Source organism: Pseudonocardia sp. CA-107938 (assembly GCF_050936315.1).
GTDB lineage: Bacteria > Actinomycetota > Actinomycetes > Mycobacteriales > Pseudonocardiaceae > Pseudonocardia.
The window spans coordinates 1,336,758-1,355,689 of record NZ_JBNJNA010000002.1; the positions used below are offsets into that span (position 1 = coordinate 1,336,758).

Annotated in this window: 16 protein-coding genes; 3 read left to right on the forward strand and 13 right to left on the reverse strand. The window is 73.2% G+C overall.

Features of this window, described 5'->3' with window-relative positions; genetic code table 11:
- The first annotated feature begins 34 nt into the window (after positions 1–34).
- From ACQEVB_RS39350 to ACQEVB_RS39360, 3 genes are all read left to right on the forward strand, one after another.
- Positions 35–931 (forward strand): SDR family NAD(P)-dependent oxidoreductase, encoded by an 897-nt coding sequence (locus ACQEVB_RS39350; RefSeq protein ID WP_432984562.1) that lies wholly within the window; start codon positions 35–37, stop codon positions 929–931.
- A gap of 72 nt (positions 932–1,003) precedes the next feature.
- Positions 1,004–2,410, forward strand: a complete 1,407-nt coding sequence (locus ACQEVB_RS39355) for an MFS transporter (RefSeq protein ID WP_432984565.1) — start codon at positions 1,004–1,006, stop codon at positions 2,408–2,410.
- Between the two features lie 32 nt (positions 2,411–2,442).
- Positions 2,443–2,892 carry a MarR family winged helix-turn-helix transcriptional regulator gene (locus ACQEVB_RS39360; RefSeq protein ID WP_432984568.1) on the forward strand — a complete coding sequence of 150 codons (450 nt, stop codon included), beginning with the start codon at positions 2,443–2,445 and terminating at the stop codon, positions 2,890–2,892.
- A 3-nt stretch (positions 2,893–2,895) separates the two neighbouring features.
- Here the strand turns inward: ACQEVB_RS39360 and ACQEVB_RS39365 are convergent, their stop codons facing one another.
- From ACQEVB_RS39365 to ACQEVB_RS39425, 13 genes are all read right to left on the reverse strand, one after another.
- Positions 2,896–3,720, reverse strand: a complete 825-nt coding sequence (locus ACQEVB_RS39365) for a mycofactocin-coupled SDR family oxidoreductase (protein WP_432984571.1) — start codon at positions 3,718–3,720, stop codon at positions 2,896–2,898.
- Between the two features lie 11 nt (positions 3,721–3,731).
- Complete coding sequence (locus ACQEVB_RS39370; RefSeq protein WP_432984574.1) at positions 3,732–5,246, reverse strand: ABC transporter substrate-binding protein; 1,515 nt, start codon at positions 5,244–5,246, stop codon at positions 3,732–3,734.
- A 210-nt stretch (positions 5,247–5,456) separates the two neighbouring features.
- On the reverse strand, positions 5,457–7,409 hold the full coding sequence (locus ACQEVB_RS39375) for an oligopeptide/dipeptide ABC transporter ATP-binding protein (RefSeq protein ID WP_432984577.1): 1,953 nt from the start codon (positions 7,407–7,409) through the stop codon (positions 5,457–5,459).
- Positions 7,406–8,350, reverse strand: coding sequence for an ABC transporter permease (locus tag ACQEVB_RS39380; RefSeq protein WP_432984580.1), 945 nt, complete (start codon positions 8,348–8,350; stop codon positions 7,406–7,408). Before ACQEVB_RS39380 ends, ACQEVB_RS39375 begins: the two co-directional genes overlap by 4 nt.
- Before the next feature lie 31 nt (positions 8,351–8,381).
- Positions 8,382–9,911, reverse strand: a complete 1,530-nt coding sequence (locus ACQEVB_RS39385) for an ABC transporter substrate-binding protein (protein WP_432984583.1) — start codon at positions 9,909–9,911, stop codon at positions 8,382–8,384.
- 50 nt (positions 9,912–9,961) lie between these two features.
- Positions 9,962–10,975 (reverse strand): ABC transporter ATP-binding protein, encoded by a 1,014-nt coding sequence (locus tag ACQEVB_RS39390; protein WP_432984586.1) that lies wholly within the window; start codon positions 10,973–10,975, stop codon positions 9,962–9,964.
- A 306-nt stretch (positions 10,976–11,281) separates the two neighbouring features.
- Positions 11,282–12,127 carry a formyltetrahydrofolate deformylase gene (gene purU, locus ACQEVB_RS39395; protein WP_432984589.1) on the reverse strand — a complete coding sequence of 282 codons (846 nt, stop codon included), beginning with the start codon at positions 12,125–12,127 and terminating at the stop codon, positions 11,282–11,284.
- Entirely contained in the window at positions 12,124–13,032 is a 909-nt protein-coding gene (locus ACQEVB_RS39400) for a bifunctional 5,10-methylenetetrahydrofolate dehydrogenase/5,10-methenyltetrahydrofolate cyclohydrolase (RefSeq protein WP_432984592.1), read from the reverse strand. The genes purU and ACQEVB_RS39400 overlap by 4 nt, the downstream gene beginning before the upstream one ends.
- Positions 13,029–13,871 (reverse strand): methylenetetrahydrofolate reductase, encoded by an 843-nt coding sequence (locus ACQEVB_RS39405; RefSeq protein ID WP_432984595.1) that lies wholly within the window; start codon positions 13,869–13,871, stop codon positions 13,029–13,031. The genes ACQEVB_RS39400 and ACQEVB_RS39405 overlap by 4 nt, the downstream gene beginning before the upstream one ends.
- Positions 13,868–14,812, reverse strand: a complete 945-nt coding sequence (locus tag ACQEVB_RS39410) for a carbohydrate kinase family protein (protein WP_432985511.1) — start codon at positions 14,810–14,812, stop codon at positions 13,868–13,870. The genes ACQEVB_RS39405 and ACQEVB_RS39410 overlap by 4 nt, the downstream gene beginning before the upstream one ends.
- A gap of 104 nt (positions 14,813–14,916) precedes the next feature.
- Positions 14,917–16,122: a methionine adenosyltransferase gene (gene metK / locus ACQEVB_RS39415; RefSeq protein WP_432984598.1), complete on the reverse strand. Its 1,206-nt coding sequence runs from the start codon at positions 16,120–16,122 to the stop codon at positions 14,917–14,919.
- The gene (locus ACQEVB_RS39420; RefSeq protein WP_432984601.1) at positions 16,119–17,147 is read right to left on the reverse strand and encodes a hypothetical protein; all 1,029 of its coding nucleotides are present in this window, start codon (positions 17,145–17,147) and stop codon (positions 16,119–16,121) included. Before ACQEVB_RS39420 ends, metK begins: the two co-directional genes overlap by 4 nt.
- A 1-nt stretch (position 17,148) precedes the next feature.
- Entirely contained in the window at positions 17,149–18,699 is a 1,551-nt protein-coding gene (locus ACQEVB_RS39425; RefSeq protein WP_432984604.1) for a hypothetical protein, read from the reverse strand.
- Positions 18,700–18,932: the final 233 nt, after the last annotated feature.

Sequence of the window (18,932 nt, forward strand, 5' to 3'; positions counted from 1 at the left end):
TCGCGCGGGTGGCACTGACGGACGAGAGGCAGGAATGGAACGCATCGATCTGACCGGGCGTGTGGCCGTCGTGACCGGGGCCGGCCGCGGCCTCGGCCGCGCGTACGCGGAGGGGCTCGCCCGGGCCGGTGCCGCGGTCGTGGTCAACGACCTCGACGAAGCGGCGGCGAACGAGGCGACGGAGGCCATCGTGGCCGCCGGCGGGAGCGCCGTCGCCCACGTCTGCGCGGTCGGGCCGACCGCGGCCGCGGACGGGCTCGTCGCGCGGGCGGTGGCGGAGTTCGGGCGGCTCGACGTGATGTGCGCGAACGCCGGCGCGCTGCGCGACCGCACGCTGCTCAAGATGACCGACGAGGACTTCGACGTGGTGGTCGACAGCCACCTGCGCGGCACGTTCACCTGCGGTCGGGCCGCGGCGCGGCGGTTCCGCGAGCAGGGCGATGGCGGCCGGCTGATCCTCGTCGGCTCGCCGGCGGGTCAGCTCGGCGGGTTCGGCCAGACCGCGTACGCCGCGTCCAAGGCCGCGATCATCGGGCTGGTGCGGGTGTGGTCGGTCGAGCTCGCGAAGTACGGGGTGACGGTCAACGCCGTCGTGCCCAAGGCGCTGACCAGGATGGCCGCGACGATCCCCGCGCTGACCGACATCGTCGCCCAGGTGGAGGCCGGCGGGCCCGTGCCGGAGCGCCTGCGCAAGGAGGGCACCGGCACCGTCGAGGACGTGGTGCCGCTGGTGGTCTACCTCGGCTCTGCGGAGTCGGCCGGCGTGACCGGCCAGTACCTCGGTTTCGGTGGTGATCGGCTGGCGATCTGGGCCCATCCCCAGGAGTCGTTCGTGACCCACCGCGAGGGTGGCTGGACCGCCGAGCAACTGGCGGCGGACTTCGCCGACTGGACCGGGCGGCTGCAGGACCACACCCGCCGTTCGGCCTGAGCAGGGCGTCCAGTGCCGGGCCCGAGGGCATCTGCTCAGCAAAATGCCTGCCGGCAGGCATATACTTGACGGGTGTCGACGACGGAGCGGTGTCCGGGCAGGTCCCTCTCCGACGAGGCGCACGCGCCGCCGGTGGCACGTCGCCGCTGGCTGACCTTCGCCGTGGTCGCGATCGGGCTGCTGATGGCCTCGATCGACCAGACGGCCGTGGCGACCGCGCTGCCCGCGATCGGGGCCGACCTGGGGAGCTCGCTGGCCTGGAGCAGCTGGACGATCACCGTCTACGCGCTGGGCCAGATCATCGCGATGCCCGTGTGCGGCCGGCTGTGCGAGCAGTTCGGGCGCAAGCGACTGTTCGTCGTCGCGGTGGCGGTGTTCACCCTCGCCTCGGCCACGTGCGGGCTGGCCGACCACATCGCGGCGCTGGTGGGTGCACGCGCGGTGCAGGGGATCGCGGCCGGGGCGATCCTGCCGGCGGCGACGGGGCTGGTGGCCGACAGCTTCGGGGCGCAGCGCGACCGCGCGGTCGGCATGTTCACCACGATCTTCCCGGTGGGCGCGATCGTCGGTCCGATCGTCGGCGGCGTGCTGGTCAGCGTCGCCGGGTGGCGCTCGATCTTCATGGTCAACGTGCTGCCCGGGGTGGTGCTGTGCCTGCTCGCCGCGCTGGTGATCCGGGAACGGCGGCAGGCCCGGGAGCGCCAGGTGATCGACTGGTGGGGCATCGCCCTGCTGGTCGTGCTGTTCCTGTCGGCCATGACCGCCGCCGCCCGCCTCGGCACCGGCCGCCTGGTCGACCCGCTCGCGCTCGGCGCGGTCGGTGTCGCCGCCGGTGCGCTGGCCGTGTTCGTCCGCCACATCCGGCGCGACCCCGCCGCGGTGATCCCGGCCCGGCTGGTGGTCGGGAACCTGTTCGGCCGGATGAACGTCGTCAACGTGGTGTTCGGAGCGTCGGCGATCGGGTTCTCCGCGCTCGTCCCGCTCTACGCCGAGCTGCGCTACGGCATCGGCCCGCTCGCGGCCGGTGGACTGCTCACCGCCCGGGCCGTCGGCATGATCGGCACGTCGGGCCTGTCGGTGTGGTTGATGCGGCGCACCGGGCAGCGGGTGCTGATCAGCGGCGGGTTCGGCCTGATCGGCGCCGGGCTGCTGCTGCTCGCCGTGCCGGTCGCGGCGGGCGCGCACGTGTGGCTGATGGTCGCGGCCGGGATCACCGGGCTCGGGATGGGGATGGCCGCCCCGGCCGCCAACAACGCGGTCATGCACCTGGCGCGCGGGGAGATCGCCGCCGTGTCCGGCCTGCGCGGCATGTTCCGCCAGAGCGGCGCCATCGTCACGGTCAGCCTGATCACCGCGATCGGCACGGCGAGCAGCGCGCCGGCGGACATCACGGCGTGGGCGTTCGTGGCGCTGGCCGGGCTGCTGCTCGCCGCCGCCCCACTCGTGCTGCGCGTACCCGACCGCCGCGAGGGTTGGTAGCCTCCACCGCCGGTCGGAGCAAGGGGTTGCGGGTGGACAGCGTGATGCCGGAGGTCGATGCCGAGTCGGCCGCTCGACTCCGTCGGGTCGTGGTGCGGCTCGCCCGCACGCTCAACGGGTCGGCCGCGGCGGAGGGTCTGACCCCGACCCAGGCGTCGGTGCTGGCGACGATCGGGTTCCGCGGGCCGCTGCAGCCGGCCGCGTTGGCCGACGTCGAGGAGGTCAACCCGACGATGATCTCGCGGATCGTGAGCAAGCTCGACGATCAGGGTCTGATCCGGCGGCTCCCGCACCCGGACGACCAGCGGGCAGTGCTCGTCGAGGCCACCACCGCGGGCCAGGAGACCAGTGCGCGCATCCGCCAGGCGCGCACCGAGGTGGTGACCGGGTTGCTGCACAACCTGTCGCCGACGTACGCGCGGGCGGTACTGGACGCGCTGCCGGCGCTGGAAGCCATGGCGGGGCTCGGCAGCGACACCTGAGCGCTACCGGACGGTCGAGCCGGCGTCGATCGGCAGGCTCACCCCGGTGACGTAGCGCGCCTCGTCGGAGACGAGGAACAGCACCGCGTTGCTCACGTCGCGCGGATCGACCCAGGGCACGGGCAACGCGTTCATGTCCTGGCAGCGTTGCCGCACGTCGTCGCGGCCGGGGGCGGCGAGGTCCGGCCGGAACAGGGCCCACATCGCGTCGTTCATGATCATGTCTGTGTCGACGCCGGTGGGGTGGACGCAGTTCACCCGGATCCGCCGCGGCGCGAGCTCGACGGCCAGGCTCCGCATCAGACCGACCACCCCGTGCTTGGCCGCGACGTAGTGCGCGAGGTTCGGCCGGGCCCGCAGGCCGGCCGCGGAGTTGGTCAGGACGATCGATCCGCCGTCCCGCAGGTGCGACAGGGCGACCGCTGCGGTGTTCCAGACGCCCGTCAGGTTGATGTCGATCATGTCGCGCCACATGGCGTCGGTCAGCTCCCCGACGCCGGCGAAGCTGAGGATCCCCGCGTTGGCGCACACGACGTCGAGCCGGCCGAGCTGGGCGACGCCGGCGTCGAGCGCCTCCTGGAGAGCGGCCCGGTCGCGCACGTCGACCTGGGCGGCGACGATGCGCCGGCCCAGCGCCTCGACCTCGGCGACGGTCTGCTCCAGGTCCGCCGGGTCGGCGAGCTCGTAGGGCACCGACCCGACCGGCGCGCAGATGTCGACCGCGATGACGTCGGCACCCTCCTCGGCCAGGCGCACCGCGTGGCTGCGGCCCTGCCCGCGGGCTGCGCCGGTGATGAACGCGACCTTGCCCGCGACCCGTCCGGGCACGGCGTCACCTCTCACGGGTTGGTCATGCGAACGGTCGTGAAGTCGTAGTCGCCGAGGACGGAGACACCGACCCCGTGGGTGACGTGCTCGGCATCGGCCTCCACGTAGCCGGGGAAGCAGACCGGGATCACCGGCGGCCCGTCGGCGGCGACCGCGGCGACGAGGCGCTGCACCGGCACCTGGCGCTGCTGCACGTCGGCGGACTGCCGCGCCTGCGTGACGAGCTCCTGTCCGCCGGGCTCGCTGAAGCCGCCGGGGTTGAAGACACCGCCGGGCAGGTAGAAGTCGGTCAGGAACGTGGTCGGGTCGGGCCGGCCGGACTCGTACTGGCCGGCCACCGCGTCGAAGTTGCCCGACTGGCGCAGGGCGGTGAGCGACGGGTTGTCCCTGATGTCCAGCCGCACCGTCACCCCGATCGCGGCGAACTGCCCCTGCAGGGCCTCGGCGAGCCGCTGGAACGTCGTGATGTTGGAGACGGCGAGGGTGAAGGTGAAGCCGTGCGGCAGGCCGGCCTCGGCGAGCAGTGCCCGCGCCCGGACCGGGTCGTAGGTGGCGGCGTCGGAGCGATCCGCGGGGCGGGCCCAGTAGCCGCTCGGGTAGGGCTGGCTCGCCGCGGCGCAGTGCCCTCCGTACAGGGTGTCGGCGATCGTCGCGCGGTCGACCGCGAGGTTGAGCGCCTGGCGGACCTGCGGTGCAGCGAACTCCGCACGGCTGGTGTTGAGCAGGATCGCGTGGATGGCGGTGCGGTTGTAGATCGTGGTCGTCAGCCCGGCCTGCTCGGCCTGCGCGATCTGGGTCGGGAACAGGAACGACGAGTCCAGCTCGCCGGAGCGCAGCGCGCTCAACCGTGCGGTGTCGTCGGGGAAGCCGTGGATCTCGATGCCGTCCAGCGCGATGGCGCCGGCGTTCCAGTACCCGTCCCACTTCGTGTAGGTCGTGCGTCCGCCGGTGAGCTCGGTCAGCCGGAAGGGGCCGGCGCCGACCGGCTTGGTCGCGAGGTCGGCGCTGGTCAGGTGGGCCGGGGAGATCATCATGCCGGTCTCGCTCGCCAGCACCCCGAGCAGGTGCCCGCCCGGTGCGCCGAGCCGCAGGACGACGTGCGTGGCGTCGATCACGTCGACCCGCTCGAGCTCGGTGAGCGTGCGCGAGACGAGCGAGCCGGGGGCCTTCGCCGCCTCGAGGTTCGCGCGCACGGCGGCCCCGTCGAACGGGGCGCCGTCCTGGAACCGCACCCCGGAGCGCAGCGTGAGCGCGAGGCTGCGCGCGTCGGGGGAGAGCGACCACTCCGTGGCGAGCCCCGGTGCGTAGCCGCCGTCGCTGGTGGACTTGATCAGCGTGTCGTACAGCGGGGACAGGAAGATGTTGTACGCGGGCGGGCTCTTGCGCGGGTCCAGCGTCACGGGGTCGCCGCCGAAGCCGACGCGGAAGATCACCGGTCGATCGTCGGGCCCCGCGCTGCACGCGGCGACCAGCAGGATCAGCGCCGCCATCCCGGCCGCGCACATCGTCCGCCACGCACGAGACATGGGACCGCTCCTTCGGGGTGCCACAGTGCACGAGATTGACTTCTTGATTATCGGACAAGTTGTCCGATAAGTAAAGTGGGAACGAGCCTGTTCGATCTGCCGTCCGGCGGTCGGGGATGCACGACGTCCCCGCGCACTGACCGGTTCCTGCGTCCCGGCGACGATCTCGGCGGCGGCGTGCAGAACCCCGGTGCGGGGGCCTGGCCACAGCTACGGACGGGGGCGACCGGATTCGACACGCCGCTCGGTGTGCAGCAGGCAGGCGACGCGGTGCCGGTCCCCGCCCAGCCCGGGGTCGGTCGTCGCGCACTCCGGCATCGCGAAGCCGCAGCGGCTGCGGAACCGGCACCCGGACGGCAGCGCCGTCGGGTTGGGCACCTCGCCGTGCAGGACGATGCGCCGCCGCGCCCGCTGCACCGCCGGGTCGGGCACGGGCACGGCGGAGAGCAGGGCCTTCGTGTACGGGTGCAGCGGGTTCGCCACGACGTCGGCGGTGGGCCCCTCCTCGACGACGCGCCCCAGGTACATGACGGCGACGCGGTGGGCGAGGTGCTGGATGGTCGCGAAGTCGTGGGAGACCAGCAGGATCGACAGCCCGGTCTCCTGCTGCAGCGTCAGCAGCAGGTTGAGGATCTCCGAGCGCGTCGACAGGTCGAGGGCGGAGGTCGGCTCGTCTGCGACGAGCAGCCACGGCTCCAGCGCCAGCGCCCGGGCGATGCACACGCGCTGGCGCTGCCCGCCGGACAGCTGCTCGGGGTAGCGGCGGGCGAGCCCGGGATCCAGGCCCACCCGCACGAGCAGGTCCTCCGCGGCCGCGAGCATCCCGGCGCGGCGGACCCGCCCGTGCACCAGCAGCGGTTCGGCGACGGCGTGCGCGATCGTCTTGGTCGGGTCGAGCGAGCCGAACGGGTCCTGGAACACGACCTGCAGGCTGCGGCGAACCCTGGTCAGCTCCCGCCCGCGCAGCCGGGCCGTGTCGCGCCCGTCGAGCACGACCGTGCCCTCGTCGGGGCGCTCCAGCAGCGACACCAGCCGGCCGAGCGTTGACTTGCCGGAGCCGGACTCGCCGACCACACCGAGCGTCATCCCGGCCGTGACGTCGACGTCGACGCCGTCGACGGCGCGCACCTGCGTCAGCGGGCGGCCGAACGCGCCGCGGGCGCCGGGGTAGGACTTCACCAACCCACGGGCGCGCAGGCCGCGCGCGTCGAGAGCGGGGCGGGTCGTCTTGACGATCCCGGTGGCCGCGTGCTGTGCCCATGATTCGCTCGCAAGCTCACTCATCGCCGCCCCCTCGCGGACATGACGTCGCGGATCACGTCGCCGATGGTGTTGAACGCCAGCACCGTGATCACCACGGCGATGCCCGGCGGCAGCACCGACAGCGGTGCCTCGAACTGGTGGTCGTACGCGGTGCGCAGCATCGATCCCCAGCTGGCCGCAGGCGGCTGCACACCGAGGCCGAGGAAGCTCAGGCCGGCCTCCGCCAGCAGCGCCAAACCCCATCAGGATCGTGGCCTGCACGAGCAGCGGAGCGGCCACGTTGGGCAGCACGTGCACGCCGAGGATGCGGTGGGTGGGCGAGCCGATGGAGCGGGCGGCGTCGATGAACGGCTCCTCGGCGACGGCCATCGCCGCGCCGCGCACGACCCGGAACAGGCTGGGCGCGAACACGATGCCGAGCGCGATCATCACATTGGTGAGGCCGGGACCGACCACCGCGATGATCGCCAGCGCGAACGCGAGGCCGGGCAGGCTGAGCAGCGCGTCGGCGATCCGGCTCAGCACGGTGTCGACCCAGCCGCGCGACAGCCCGGCCCACAGGCCGGTGGGCACGCCGAGCAGCAGCGCCACGCCGACCGAGATCAGCGGGGCGAGCAGCGCCAGCCGGATGGCGTGGATCAGCCGGGACGCGACGTCGCGGCCGAGGTCGTCGGTGCCGAGCCAGTGCTCGCCCGAGTAGGGCGCGAACGCGTCGGACAGGTCCTGAGCGAGCGGGTCGTGGGGAGCGACCCACGGCGCCAGCGCCGCCAGCACGATCAGCAGCAGGACGAAGCCCAGCGCCACGACCCCGGACGGGCGCCGCAGCAGCTGCCGCGCTGCTCTGCGCCACGGCGACTCGACGGGCGGCGCCGCCACCGGCGGGAGGGCGGTGAGCGTCATGAGGTGCGCACCTTCGGGTTGAGCCAGCTGTACATCCCGTCGACGAGGAGGTTGACCACGACGACTATGGCGGCGGCGAGCAGCACGTACCCCTGCAGGATCGGGAAGTCGCGCTGCAGGATCGCGTTGATCGCGAGCGTGCCGAGCCCGTCGACCCCGCACACCATCTCGATGACGATCGAGCCGCCGAGCAGGCGTCCGGCCTGTAGGCCGAGCACGGTGACCACCGGGATCGCGGCGTTGCGCAGCACGTGGTGGCGCACCAGCCAGGACGAGCCGGCGCCGCGGGCGCGGGCGGTGCGGATGTAGGGCCGTTCGAGCACGTCCGCGACGCAGCCGCGGGCGTGCCGGGCGAGCTCGGCACCCGTCGCCAACCCGAGGGCGGTCGCCGGGATGACGATGTGGGCGAGCCACGTGCCGATCCCGTCGCCGATCGGGGAGTAGCCGGTGGCCGGCAACCACGGGTTGACCAGCGCGAACATCAAGACCAGCAGCATCCCGATCCAGAACCCGGGCACGATCCCGACGGTGGCCAGCAGCGACACGGCCCGGTCCACCCACCCGCCCTGGCGCAGGCCGGCCACGATGCCCGCCGGCACCCCGACGCCGACCGCGATCACGAGCGCGACGAACGTGATCGACAGCGTGGCGGGTGCCGCGCGCAGGATGGCCTCGGTCACGGGGTGGCCGGTGAACACCGAGCTGCCGAGGTCGCCGTGCAGGACCCCGCCGAACCAGGACAGGTACTGGCTGACCAGCGGCCGGTCCAGGCCCAGCTGGGTGCGGATCTCCTGCACGCGCTCCGGGGTGGCGTTGTCGCCCGCGACGAGCTCGGCGGGGTCGCCGGGCACCAGTTGCAGCAGGGAGAACGTCAACAGCGAGACCAGCCACAGCACCACCAGCCCGCCGCCGACGCGCGTGAGCACGTACGCCGGCCTCATCGCGCTCCTCCGGCGCCGGTTCCGCCGCCCATCAGGCGGGGTTGACGCCGACACCCACGAACTTGGTGTCCAACGTCATGTCGAGGTCGTGGACGGTGTCGCGGTACGCGGCCAACCGCTCCGAGGAGCAGATCGGCAGGACCGGCGGACCGGCGGTGGTGACGGCCTCCATCAGCTTGTGCATGGCCGGTCCGCGCACCGCGGGATCGGAGCTGGACGACGACTCGGCGAGCAGCGCTGCCGTGCCGGGCAGGTCGAAGCGGCCCGGGTTGAAGATCCCGCCCGGCAGGTAGAAGTTCTGGACGAACGCGCTCTGGTCGGGTCGGGCGTGCAGGTAGACCGACACCGTCGCGTCGAACTCGCCCTTGCGCCGGGCGGTGACGAACTGGACGTTCTCCATCGGGCGCAGGCGCACGTCGATGCCGATCTCCCGCCACTGCGACTGCAGGATCTGGCCGACCTGCTGGTAGTTCTGGGCGGTGCCGATCTGCAGTTCCATGCTGAAGCCGCTGACGCCGGCCTCGGCCATCAGCGCCTTCGCCCGCGCGAGGTCGAACTGCGCCGCCGGGAGCTTCTCCAGCTCGGGGGAGTAGGCCCAGTCGTTGCGGGCGAAGGGCTGCGCGCTGGGTGTGCAGCCCGCGGTGCCGAAGACGTTCTCGGCGAGCGCGGTGCGGTCGAGGGCGAGCATCATCGCCTGCCGGACCTTCGGGTTGCCCAGCTCGCGGCGGCCGGTGTTCACCAGCACCCCCCAGAACGACTCGGACGTGCGCGCGTGCAGGACCGTCAGCCCGCTCGACTCCACCTCCTTGACCTGCGACGGGATGATGAACGCGGTGTCGAGCTGGCGGGAGCGCAGCGCGCGCAGCCGGGCGCTGTCGTCGATGAAGACGTCGATGTCGACCCCGCTGACCTTGACGGCGTCGGCCTTCCAGTACCCGGGCCACGCCGTGAACTCCAGCCGCGGTCCCTCGAACTTGCCGAGCTTGTACGGGCCGGCGCCCGCACCGGTGCGGGACAGGTCGTCGCCCAACCGGGCCGGGCTGATGATCATGCCGGCTTCGCCGGCGAGTATCCCGAGCATGGGCGCGGGGGCGCCGGCGAGCCGGAACCGGACGTGCCGGTCGTCGACGGCCTCGACCGACTCGACGCCGGCGAGCTGGGTGGAGAAGTTGGTGCCGCCGGCCTTCGCGGCGTCGATGTTCGCCTTCACCGCGGCCGCGGTGAACGGGGCACCGTCCTGGAACGTGACGCCGGCCCGCAGGGTCAGCTCCAGCGTGCGGCCGTCCGGCGAGAGGGTCCAGCTCTCCGCGAGCGCGGGCTGGAACGTGCCGTCCGGCGCCCGCTGGATCAGCGTGTCGTAGAGCATCCCGATCCACTGCGCCTCGTACGGCGCGGACTTGCGCGGATCCAGCGACGACGGGATCGCGCTGGCGCCGATGGTGAGCCGGTGGCGCCCCTGCGCGTCCGCGCCGCCCCCCGACGGCGAGCCGCACGCGGCCAGCGAACCGGCCATCACGAATGCGGCGAGGAGTGCGAGCAGTCGGGCCTTGAGCGATGCCATGGCGTTCCTGTCCGTGAAGGGGCGTCGTCGCCCGGGACGGGTGCGGGGGGTCAGACGGTCGCGACGGGGCGGGTGACGGGATCGCCGTCGGCGGCCCGCGCGCAGCGCACGGTGCGCCGCTCAGCGAGGGTGGTCTCGTGCTGCGGGGCGAGGCAGCGCGCGTCCCCGCCGTGCGCGCAGCGGGGTTCGAAGCGGCAGCCCGCCGGGAAGTGGCCCGCTGCCGGCACGCGCCCCCGGATGACGGGGAGCAGCGTGCGCGGGTGGCCGGTCTGCGGGACGGCGTCGAGCAGTGCCCGCGTGTAGGGATGGGCGGGGTCGGCGAACAGGTCGTCGACACCGGCCCGTTCGACGACGGTGCCGGCGTACATCGCGACGACGCGGTCGCAGAAGTCGGCGACCACGCCGAGGTCGTGCGTCACCAGCAGCACGGCGATGCCCTGCTCGCTGCGCAGCTCGCGCAGCAGCTCCAGGATCTCGGCCTGGATGGTGACGTCGAGCGCGGTGGTGGGCTCGTCGGCCAGCACGAGGTCGGGGTCGCAGGCGATCGCGGACGCGATCATGACCCGCTGCTGCATGCCGCCGGACAGCTCGTGCGGGTAGGAGTCCAGGCGCCGCGCGGCGTCGGCGATGCCGACGCGGTCGAGCAGCTCCTTCGCCCGCACGCGGGCGACCCTGCGGCTCTCGCCGAGGTGCAGCCTGCGGGCCTCGGCGATCTGGTCGCCGACCCGCATCGTCGGGTCGAGGCTGCTCATCGGCTCCTGGAAGATCGCGCCGATCGTGCGGCCCCGCACCGCGCGCAGCTCGCGGGCGGAGCAGCGCAGGAGGTCACGGCCGGCGAGCAGGATCTCTCCGCCGGTCACCGCGAAGCCGCGGGGGAGCAGCCCGAGCACCGCCATCGCCGTCATCGTCTTGCCGCAGCCGGACTCGCCGATCAGCGCGACGGACTCGCCCGGCGCCACCGCGAACGTGACGTCGTGGATGAGGCCGCGCTGGACGGTCTCCCCCGTCAGGTCGATGGAGAGGTCCGACACGGCGAGCAGCGGCTCGCGGGCAGGTGAGCTCATCGCACTCCCTCGCTGACGCTCGGTCGGCGCTGCGCGAGGCGCTGTGTCGATGATTCGCTCGCAAGCTCGCTCACGTGCACTCCCTCGCTGACGCTCGGTCGGCGCTGCGCGAGGCGCTGTGCCGATGATTCGCTCGCAAGCTCACTCATCGGGGGACTCGATCCGTTGCTCGACGACGTTGTGCGAACGGCCCTGAAGATCGGGTTCGAGCGATCGTACGGTGCGGGAACGGGTCGCTCCCGCGACAAGAACGGCGCCTACGGTTGCGTTCCGCTCAACGTTCGGCCGCTGACCGGGCGCCGGTGATCACGGGAACACGACCGTCCGCTGCCCGTGGAGCGCGATCCGGTTCTCGGAGTGCCAGCGCACCGCACGCGCCAGCGCCCGGCTCTCCACCTCCCGCCCGCGAGCGGTGAGCTGGTCGGGATCCAGCGAGTGGTCGACCCGGGTCAGCTCCTGCTCGATGATCGGGCCCTCGTCGAGCTCCGCGGTGACGTAGTGGGCGGTCGCCCCGATCACCTTCACCCCGCGCGCGTGCGCCTGGTGGTAGGGCTGGGCGCCCTTGAAGCTGGGCAGCATCGAGTGGTGGATGTTGATGGCGCGACCCTCCAGGTGCTTGCACGCGTCGTCGGTGAGGATCTGCATGTAGCGGGCCAGCACCACCAGCTCCACGCGCTCGCGGTCCACCAGCTCCAGCAGCTCCGCCTCCGCCTGCGGCTTCGTCTCGGGCGTCACCGGGATGTGCCGGAACGGGATCCCGTAGCTGTCGGCGAGCCGGCCCGCGTCGGGGTGGTTGGACACCACCGCGACCACGTCCAGGTGCAGGTCGTCGATCGAGGTGCGGAACAGCAGGTCGTTGAGGCAGTGCAGGTGCCGGCTCACCATCAGCACCACCCGCGTCCGCTCCGCGGGGTCGACGAGCTTCCAGGTCATGCCGAACCGCTGCGCCAGCGGGCCCATCGCGGCCCGCACGGCGTCGAGATCGACCTCCCCGTCGACACTGCTGAACTCGACCCGCATGAAGAACGTCCCGCTGCCGAACTGCTGGCTCGCGACGATCGTGCAGCGCTGCTCCACGAGCAGCCCCGACACCGCGTGCACGATGCCCGGCACGTCCGGGCACGACAGCAGCAGCACACCACGCGTGCTCATGACACCTCCTGCAAACTCGGCTCGGTCCGGTTGCGCGCGGCGGCGACGGTGCTGCGCAGCAACCACGCGTCGGTGACGGGTCCGACGCCGCCGGGCACCGGGGTGAGCGCCCGCGCCCGTGGCGCGACGGACGTCGCGTCGACGTCGCCGACCGTGCGGACCCGCCCGTCCGGCCCACGCACGGCGTTGATCCCGACGTCGATCACGACGGTGCCCGGGGTGACGTGCTCGGCGCGGATCAGCCCGGGCCGGCCGGCGGCGACGATCAGCACGTCGGCCCAGCGCGTGTGGCGGCCCAGGCCCCGGGTGCGGTCGGCCCACTCGTCCACCGACTCGACGACGGCCTCCCGCGCGCAGCCCAGTGCCACCGCCGGCCGGCCCACGGTGTTCGACCGGCCCACCACGACGATGCGGGACCGGTGGTAGAAGTCCGCGCGGGCCTCGCCGACGTCGTCGAGCCAGGTGTCGAGCAGGTGGAACACCGCGGCCGGGGTCGGCGGCACGAACCGGGGCACCCCGAGCGCGAGCAGCCCGGCGTTCTCCGGGTGCACCGCCTCGACGTCCTTGGCAGGGTCGAGCGCGGCGAACACCGCGGCCTCGTCGACACCCGGTGGCAGCGGCCGCAGCAGCAGGATCCCCGAGACGGCCGGGTCGGCGTTCAGCGCGGCGACGGCGTCGAGCACCTGCTGCTGGCCGGCGTCGGGCGGCAGCTCGCGGGCCGTGTGGCCGATGCCGAGCCGCCCGGCCAGCGCCTGCAGCCGGCGGTGGTAGAGGGCGCTGCCGTGGTCGCCACCGGCGACGAGGGTGGCGAGCACGGGCGCAGTGCGCAGCGCGGCCACCTCGTCGGCGAGGCCGGCCAGCAACGCGCGGGCGCAGCCGTGGCCGTCGATCAGGTGGGCCGTCATGCCGCGTCCGCCAATCGGGCCAGCCACTCCTGCCGCCACCGCTCGGTCGCGGCCAGCTCGTTGAACGTGAAGACGTGGATGCCGGCCAGCGCACCGCCGAGTGCGAACTCCGGCCCGAGCGCGGTGAGCAGCCGGTCGGGCCGGTACCCGCCCGGCAGCAGGAACCGCCACACCAGGTTCTGCTGCTTGGCCAGGAACCTGGCCGACTGGCCGAGGCCCAGACCGGCCGAGATGCGCACCAGCTTGGCGCGGGCGACCGGGCCCGGCACGCCGACCCGCACGGGCAGCGGGGACGCGCGCGCCCACCGCGCGGTCGCCGCGGCGTCGAAGCAGATCTGCGTGACGACGTGCGTGGCGTGCGGGGCCTTCGCCGCCAGCGCGCGCTCGACGAGGCCGTCGCCGATGCGGGCGTGCCCCTCGGGGTAGCCGGCGATCCCGACCGACGCGAACGGGCGACCTGCCCGGTCCAGCGCTGCCAGCAGGCTCAACGCGTCCGGGAACGGGCCGGCCGGGGCGGGCGCGTCGCCGGCGATGACGAAGACGTCGTCGACGCCTGCCTCCCGCAGCTGGGCGACGACGTCGGCCAGGTGGGCCTCGTCGCGCACGAGGCGCGCCGCCAGGTGCGGCGCGACCCGGTAACCGCCGCGGCGCAGCCGCGCCGCCAGGTCGAGCGTGGCGGCCAGGCCGCGGGCCTCCGTGGTCGTCACCGTGAGCGGCACGTCGCGCGGCACGTGCACCAGCACCGACGCCTCCGCGCCGGACAGGGGCAGCACCTCGTACGACGCCCCCTCCAGCGCCTGGGCGAGCGCGGCGCGCGGGGCCAGTTCCAGCGGCCTCACGACGGCACCCGCTGCCAGGCGAGCACGGGCTCGATCTCCGCCGCCGCGGCCGGCCCGTACGCGGAGCGGAGGCGGTCGAGGTCCCGCTCGGGATCGAGCCGCCACTCCTGCGCGCCGGCCGTCTCCAGCACAGTCACCGCGACGAGCGAGCCCAGCTGAGCGGCCCGCTCCGGGTCGAGCCCACGCCCGATCCCGGCGAGGAACCCGGCGCGGAACCCGTCACCGACCCCGGTCGGGTCGACCACCTCCCGCGCCGGCACCGGGTCGACGTGGATGCCGGCGTCACCGGTGACCAGCAGCGCACCCTTCGCGCCGAGCGTCGTGATGCGCGTGTCGACGCGCTCCGCGACGGCGGCCGCGTCCCAGCCCGTCCGGTGCTGCAGCAGCTGCCACTCGTACTGGTTGGTGAACAGCCAGCGAGCGCCGTCGACGAGCGCGCGGCACTGGTCGGCGTCCAGCCGCGGCAGCTGCTGCGACGGGTCGGCGGCGAACGGCAGGCCCAGCTCGCGCGCCTCCGCGGTGTGGGCGAGCATCGCCTCCGGGTCGTCCGCGCCGACCAGCACCAGCGCCGGCTCGTGCGCGGCCACCAGCGGGGCCAGCCGGATCGTGCGCGCCTCGCTCATCGCCCCCGGGTAGAACGACGCCAGCTGGCACTGGTCGTCGTCCGTGGTGCAGGTGAAGCGCGCAGTGTGCGCGGTCGCCGAGACGTGCGCGGCGCTGCAGTCGACGCCGTGGTGCCCCAGCCACTCCCGGTACTCGACGAAGTCGGCCCCGACCGCGGCGACCAGCACCGGCGCGGCGCCCAGCACGCCCAGGCCGTAGGCGATGTTGGCGGCCACCCCGCCGCGGCGCACCACCAGGTCGTCGACGAGGAAGCTCAACGACAGGTGCGCGAGCTGATCGGCGACGAGCTGGTCGGCGAACCGGCCCGGGAAGTGCATGAGGTGATCGGTCGCGACCGAGCCCGCGACCAGCACGGGTGCGCGCTGTGCCGATGGTTCGCTCGCAAGTGCGCGCTGTGCCGAGGGTTCGCTCGCAAGCTCGCTCACTGGCCCGCCGCCGCGCGCAGCGCCGCGGCCCGGTCGGTCCGCTCCCACGGCAGGTCGACGTCTGTGCGCCCGAAGTGCCCGTACGCCGAGGTGGGGGAGTAGATCGGCCGGTGCAGGTCCAGGTCGCGGCGGAACGCTGCCGGCCGCAGGTCGAAGTGCTCGGCCACCAGCTTCTCCACCAGGCGGCGCTCGACGGTCTCGGTGCCGAACGTGTCGATCATCAGCGACACCGGGCGGGCCACGCCGATCGCGTACGCCACCTGCACCTCGGCGCGGCGCGCGAGCCCCGCGGCCACCACGTTCTTCGCCACCCACCGGGCGGCGTAGGCGGCCGAACGGTCCACCTTCGACGGGTCCTTGCCGGAGAACGCGCCGCCGCCGTGGCGGGCGAACCCGCCGTAGGTGTCGACGATGATCTTGCGGCCGGTGAGGCCGGCGTCGCCGACCGGTCCGCCGATGACGAACCGGCCGGTCGGGTTCACCAGCAGGTCGGCGCGCAGCGCGTCGGCGTCGTACAGGTCGGGCGGCAGCTCCGCGGTGACCACGTGCTCCCAGATGTCGGCGACGAGCTGCTCGTGCGTCGCCTCCTCGGCGTGCTGGGTGGACACGAGGACCCGCTCGATGCCGACCGGCGCGCCGTCGACGTAGCGGACCGAGACCTGGGTCTTGCCGTCCGGGCGCAGGTAGCCCAGCGTGCCGTCGCGGCGGACCGCGGCCAGCCTGCGGGCGAGCCGGTGGGCCAGCGCGATCGGCGTCGGCATCAGCTCCGGGGTCTCGTCGGTCGCGTAGCCGAACATCATCCCCTGGTCACCGGCCCCGGCCAGGTCCAGCTCGTCCGACGAGCTGCTGCTCTCGTACGCGCGATCCACGCCCTGCGCGATGTCGGGCGACTGCCCGTCCAGCGCGACGAGCACGGCGCAGCTGTGCCCGTCGAAGCCGTAGGCGCCGTCGTCGTAGCCGATGCGGTTGACGGTCTCGCGGACGATGCCGGTGTAGTCGAGCCGGTCGCGGGTGGTGATCTCCCCGGCCAGCACGACCATGCCGGTGGTGATCAGCGTCTCGCAGGCCACGCGGGAGAGCGGATCAGCGGCCAACGCGGCGTCGAGGACGGCGTCGGAGATGGCGTCGGCGATCTTGTCGGGGTGTCCCTCCGTGACCGACTCCGAGGTGAACAGCATGTCGTGCGGGGTGGACTGGGTCATGGGGCTGCTCCTTGGGAGACGGTGTGCAGGGCGGGCAGGGAGGCTCGGACGAGCTCGGCGCCGGCCACCATCGCGGCGAGCTTCGCCCTGGCCACGGCTCCGGAGAGGTGCCGCAGCCCGCAGTCGGGGTTGACGACGAGCCGCTCGGGGGGCACGAACTCCAGCGCCCGCCGGATGCGCTCGGCGACCGTCTCGGGCGTCTCGACGTGCGGGCTCTTCACGTCGACGACGCCGATACCGAGGTCGCGGTCCCACCGGGCGACCACCGGCAGGTCGGCACCGCCCTTGCGGGCGAACTCGAGCACGAGGTGGTCGACGGCGGCGTCGAGCACCGCGGGGAACAGGAAGTCGTAGTGCCCCTCCCACGACGGGCGGGCGTAGCGGTTGCCGTAGCAGACGTGCAGGCCCCAGGAGACCGGCACGCCGGCCGTGACGGCGTTGATCGCCTCGACGGCCACACCGATCTCGTCGGGGTGGCCGGCGAGGAACGGCTCGTCGATCTGCAGGCGGGTGGCGCCCGCGGCGGCCAGTGCGTGCGCCTCCGCGTTGAGCACGCGGGCGACGGCGAGCGCGAGCGCGCGGCGGTCGCCGTACGCCTCGTCGCGGATGCGGTGGGCCAGCGAGAACGGCCCGGTGAAGGAGAACGTGATGGGCCGGTCGGTCTGGCCGGCGGTGAAGGCGTAGTCGTCGGCGAGCCCGAGGGTGCCGGCCGGCTCCGGAAGGGGCGCGGTGATCCGCGGCTCGTAGTAGTCGAAGTAGAAGTCCTTGGTCGTGCGCGGGATCTCGATGCCGGCCATCCGGGCCAGCAGGTAGTCGACGTCGTTGTCGCGGCGCAGCTCGCCGTCGGACACGATGTCGATGCCGGCCTGCTCCTGGTCGCGCAGCGCCGCCTTGATCGCGGTCTCGTGCACGTCCTGCAGCTGGGCGTGGCTCAGCCGGCCGCGGAACCACTCGGTCTTGATCCGGGCCAGCCACTCGGGCACCGGCCAGGAACCGATGACCGTGGTGGGGAGCAGGACGGTCACGTCAGTCACCGACCTGCGCGGTCATCGTGACGATGTTGCCGCCGTTGCGGTGCCGGAAGCGCTCGTAGCGCACGTCGAACCCGTGCCGCCGGCCGACGTGGGCCAGCAGCGGCCCGTTCACCCAGTTGACGACGGAGCCGTCGTACTTGCCCGGTCCGCGGAAGTGCGTGCGGTAGCCCTCGGCCGCGGTGACGAACAGGTCGTGGCAGACCAGGCGGCCGTAGGGGTGCAGCAGCCGCAGGCTCTCGACGAAGCTGGTCAGGGCCCCGTTGCTGACGTGCATGCGCAGGTCGGCGCCGGACTCCAGCAGCGGGCCGAGCAGCTCCCCGCCCAGCTCGGTCTCGGCGCCGTGGAACGAGCGCAGGGTCGGCGTCGAGAGGGCGTAGGTGTCGAGCCCGGCCAGCGGCACGTACCGCTCCTCGAGCCGCAGCGCCGCCCACACCCGCTGCCAGAAGTCGACGGCCGCGTCGACGTCGGACAGGTGCTGCGGTGCCGCGTCCGGCAGCAGCGCGGGCCCGAGCCGCAGCAGCTTGTGCACGAGCGCCGGCAGGTCCGCGACGTCGACGGCGACCGAGGCCGCCAGCTCCGCGGCCGCGTCGGCGGGCAGGTAGGCGCGGGTCTCCACGCAGTACGTGCGTCCGCCGAGGTGCGCGACCTCGTCGGTCGGCAGGTTGTCGTAGACGTTGGAGACGTAGACCAGGAACACCTTGTACTGCAGGAACCCCAGCGCGGTGCACGGCCGCACGGCGTCCAGCGCGAACGCACTGACGTGGTCGAGGTGCTCGGCGACGGTCTCGCGCGCCAGGTCCAGCACGTGCTGGGAGTAGTCGCACATGAGGTACTGCAGGCGCTGGTAGTAGCCGCGGCCGTGCTCCTCGTCGCGGGCGCGGAACGCGTCGAGGAACACCTTGGCCTGGTTGCCGTTGCCGACTCCGAGCTCGACGACGTACAGCTCGTCGGGCAGGGCGTTCGTGGCGGCGAGCCGGTCCCAGACGGTGAACAGCTCGTCGATCAGCTCGCGGGCGGCGTCGGTGTTGCGGGCGTCGCTCTCCCCGCCGGGCAGCGCCTGCTCGTAGCCCTGGCCGCTGGCCTTCTCCCACAGCTCCAGCGCCGCCCAGTAGAGAGCGTTGAAGTCCCAGATGCAGCTCTCGCTGCCGCGCCCCCAGTCCTCCAGCAGAACGTGCCCGGAGCGCTGCTGCAGCCGGGCCGCGGCCAGCTCCTTGAGTGGTGCGCCGCCGCTGTGCTCGAGTGCGGCGGCTCCGCCGCTGCGACGGACGTCGACGGCGATCTCCAGGTCGTCCTCGCGGGCGCCCATCGGCATCGGTACGGGCACGGTGCCCGGCCGCGGCTCGCGCGGCGTGTGCAGGATCGGGCGGACGTCGACGACGTCGCGGAAGTTCGCGCGGTACTGCACCCAGTCGGCGACCACCCGCACCCGGTCCAGGTCGGCCGTGCTCTCGCTCAGCGCCTCCAGCACCGGTACCACGGACGCGCCGATGTCGACGGGCTGCTCGGCCCGCAGACGGGTGTGGGGCCGGAAGTCGACGAGCATGGCGATCACCTCTGGCGAATGACGGGAAACGGCATTTCGTGCAATCGGAAGTGGTATCCGGTGCCGAACGCAATCCAGGCTCGCAGGCGTTCCGATGCTGCGGTATCGGCTGCGATTCCAATTCCGGGGCGGCTGCCGTTGGGTGGTTCCACAAACGGGCCACCAACCGCCGCGATATGCCCGTGAGCTGGGCGAATACCTCAATCAAGGGTGCGGAAAACTCAACGGTCGGC

Bases quoted from the DNA above. Each gene is read 5' to 3' on its own strand.
- ACQEVB_RS39400 (WP_432984592.1), bottom strand. From the start codon at position 13,032: ATGACGGCCCACCTGATCGACGGCCACGGCTGCGCCCGCGCGTTGCTG.
- ACQEVB_RS39425 (WP_432984604.1), bottom strand. From the start codon at position 18,699: ATGCTCGTCGACTTCCGGCCCCACACCCGTCTGCGGGCCGAGCAGCCC.
- ACQEVB_RS39410 (WP_432985511.1), bottom strand. From the start codon at position 14,812: ATGCACTTCCCGGGCCGGTTCGCCGACCAGCTCGTCGCCGATCAGCTC.
- purU (WP_432984589.1), bottom strand. From the start codon at position 12,127: ATGAGCACGCGTGGTGTGCTGCTGCTGTCGTGCCCGGACGTGCCGGGC.
- ACQEVB_RS39385 (WP_432984583.1), bottom strand. From the start codon at position 9,911: ATGGCATCGCTCAAGGCCCGACTGCTCGCACTCCTCGCCGCATTCGTG.
- ACQEVB_RS39370 (WP_432984574.1), bottom strand. From the start codon at position 5,246: ATGTCTCGTGCGTGGCGGACGATGTGCGCGGCCGGGATGGCGGCGCTG.
- ACQEVB_RS39375 (WP_432984577.1), bottom strand. From the start codon at position 7,409: ATGACGCTCACCGCCCTCCCGCCGGTGGCGGCGCCGCCCGTCGAGTCG.
- ACQEVB_RS39380 (WP_432984580.1), bottom strand. From the start codon at position 8,350: ATGAGGCCGGCGTACGTGCTCACGCGCGTCGGCGGCGGGCTGGTGGTG.
- ACQEVB_RS39350 (WP_432984562.1), top strand. From the start codon at position 35: ATGGAACGCATCGATCTGACCGGGCGTGTGGCCGTCGTGACCGGGGCC.
- ACQEVB_RS39390 (WP_432984586.1), bottom strand. From the start codon at position 10,975: ATGAGCTCACCTGCCCGCGAGCCGCTGCTCGCCGTGTCGGACCTCTCC.
- metK (WP_432984598.1), bottom strand. From the start codon at position 16,122: ATGACCCAGTCCACCCCGCACGACATGCTGTTCACCTCGGAGTCGGTC.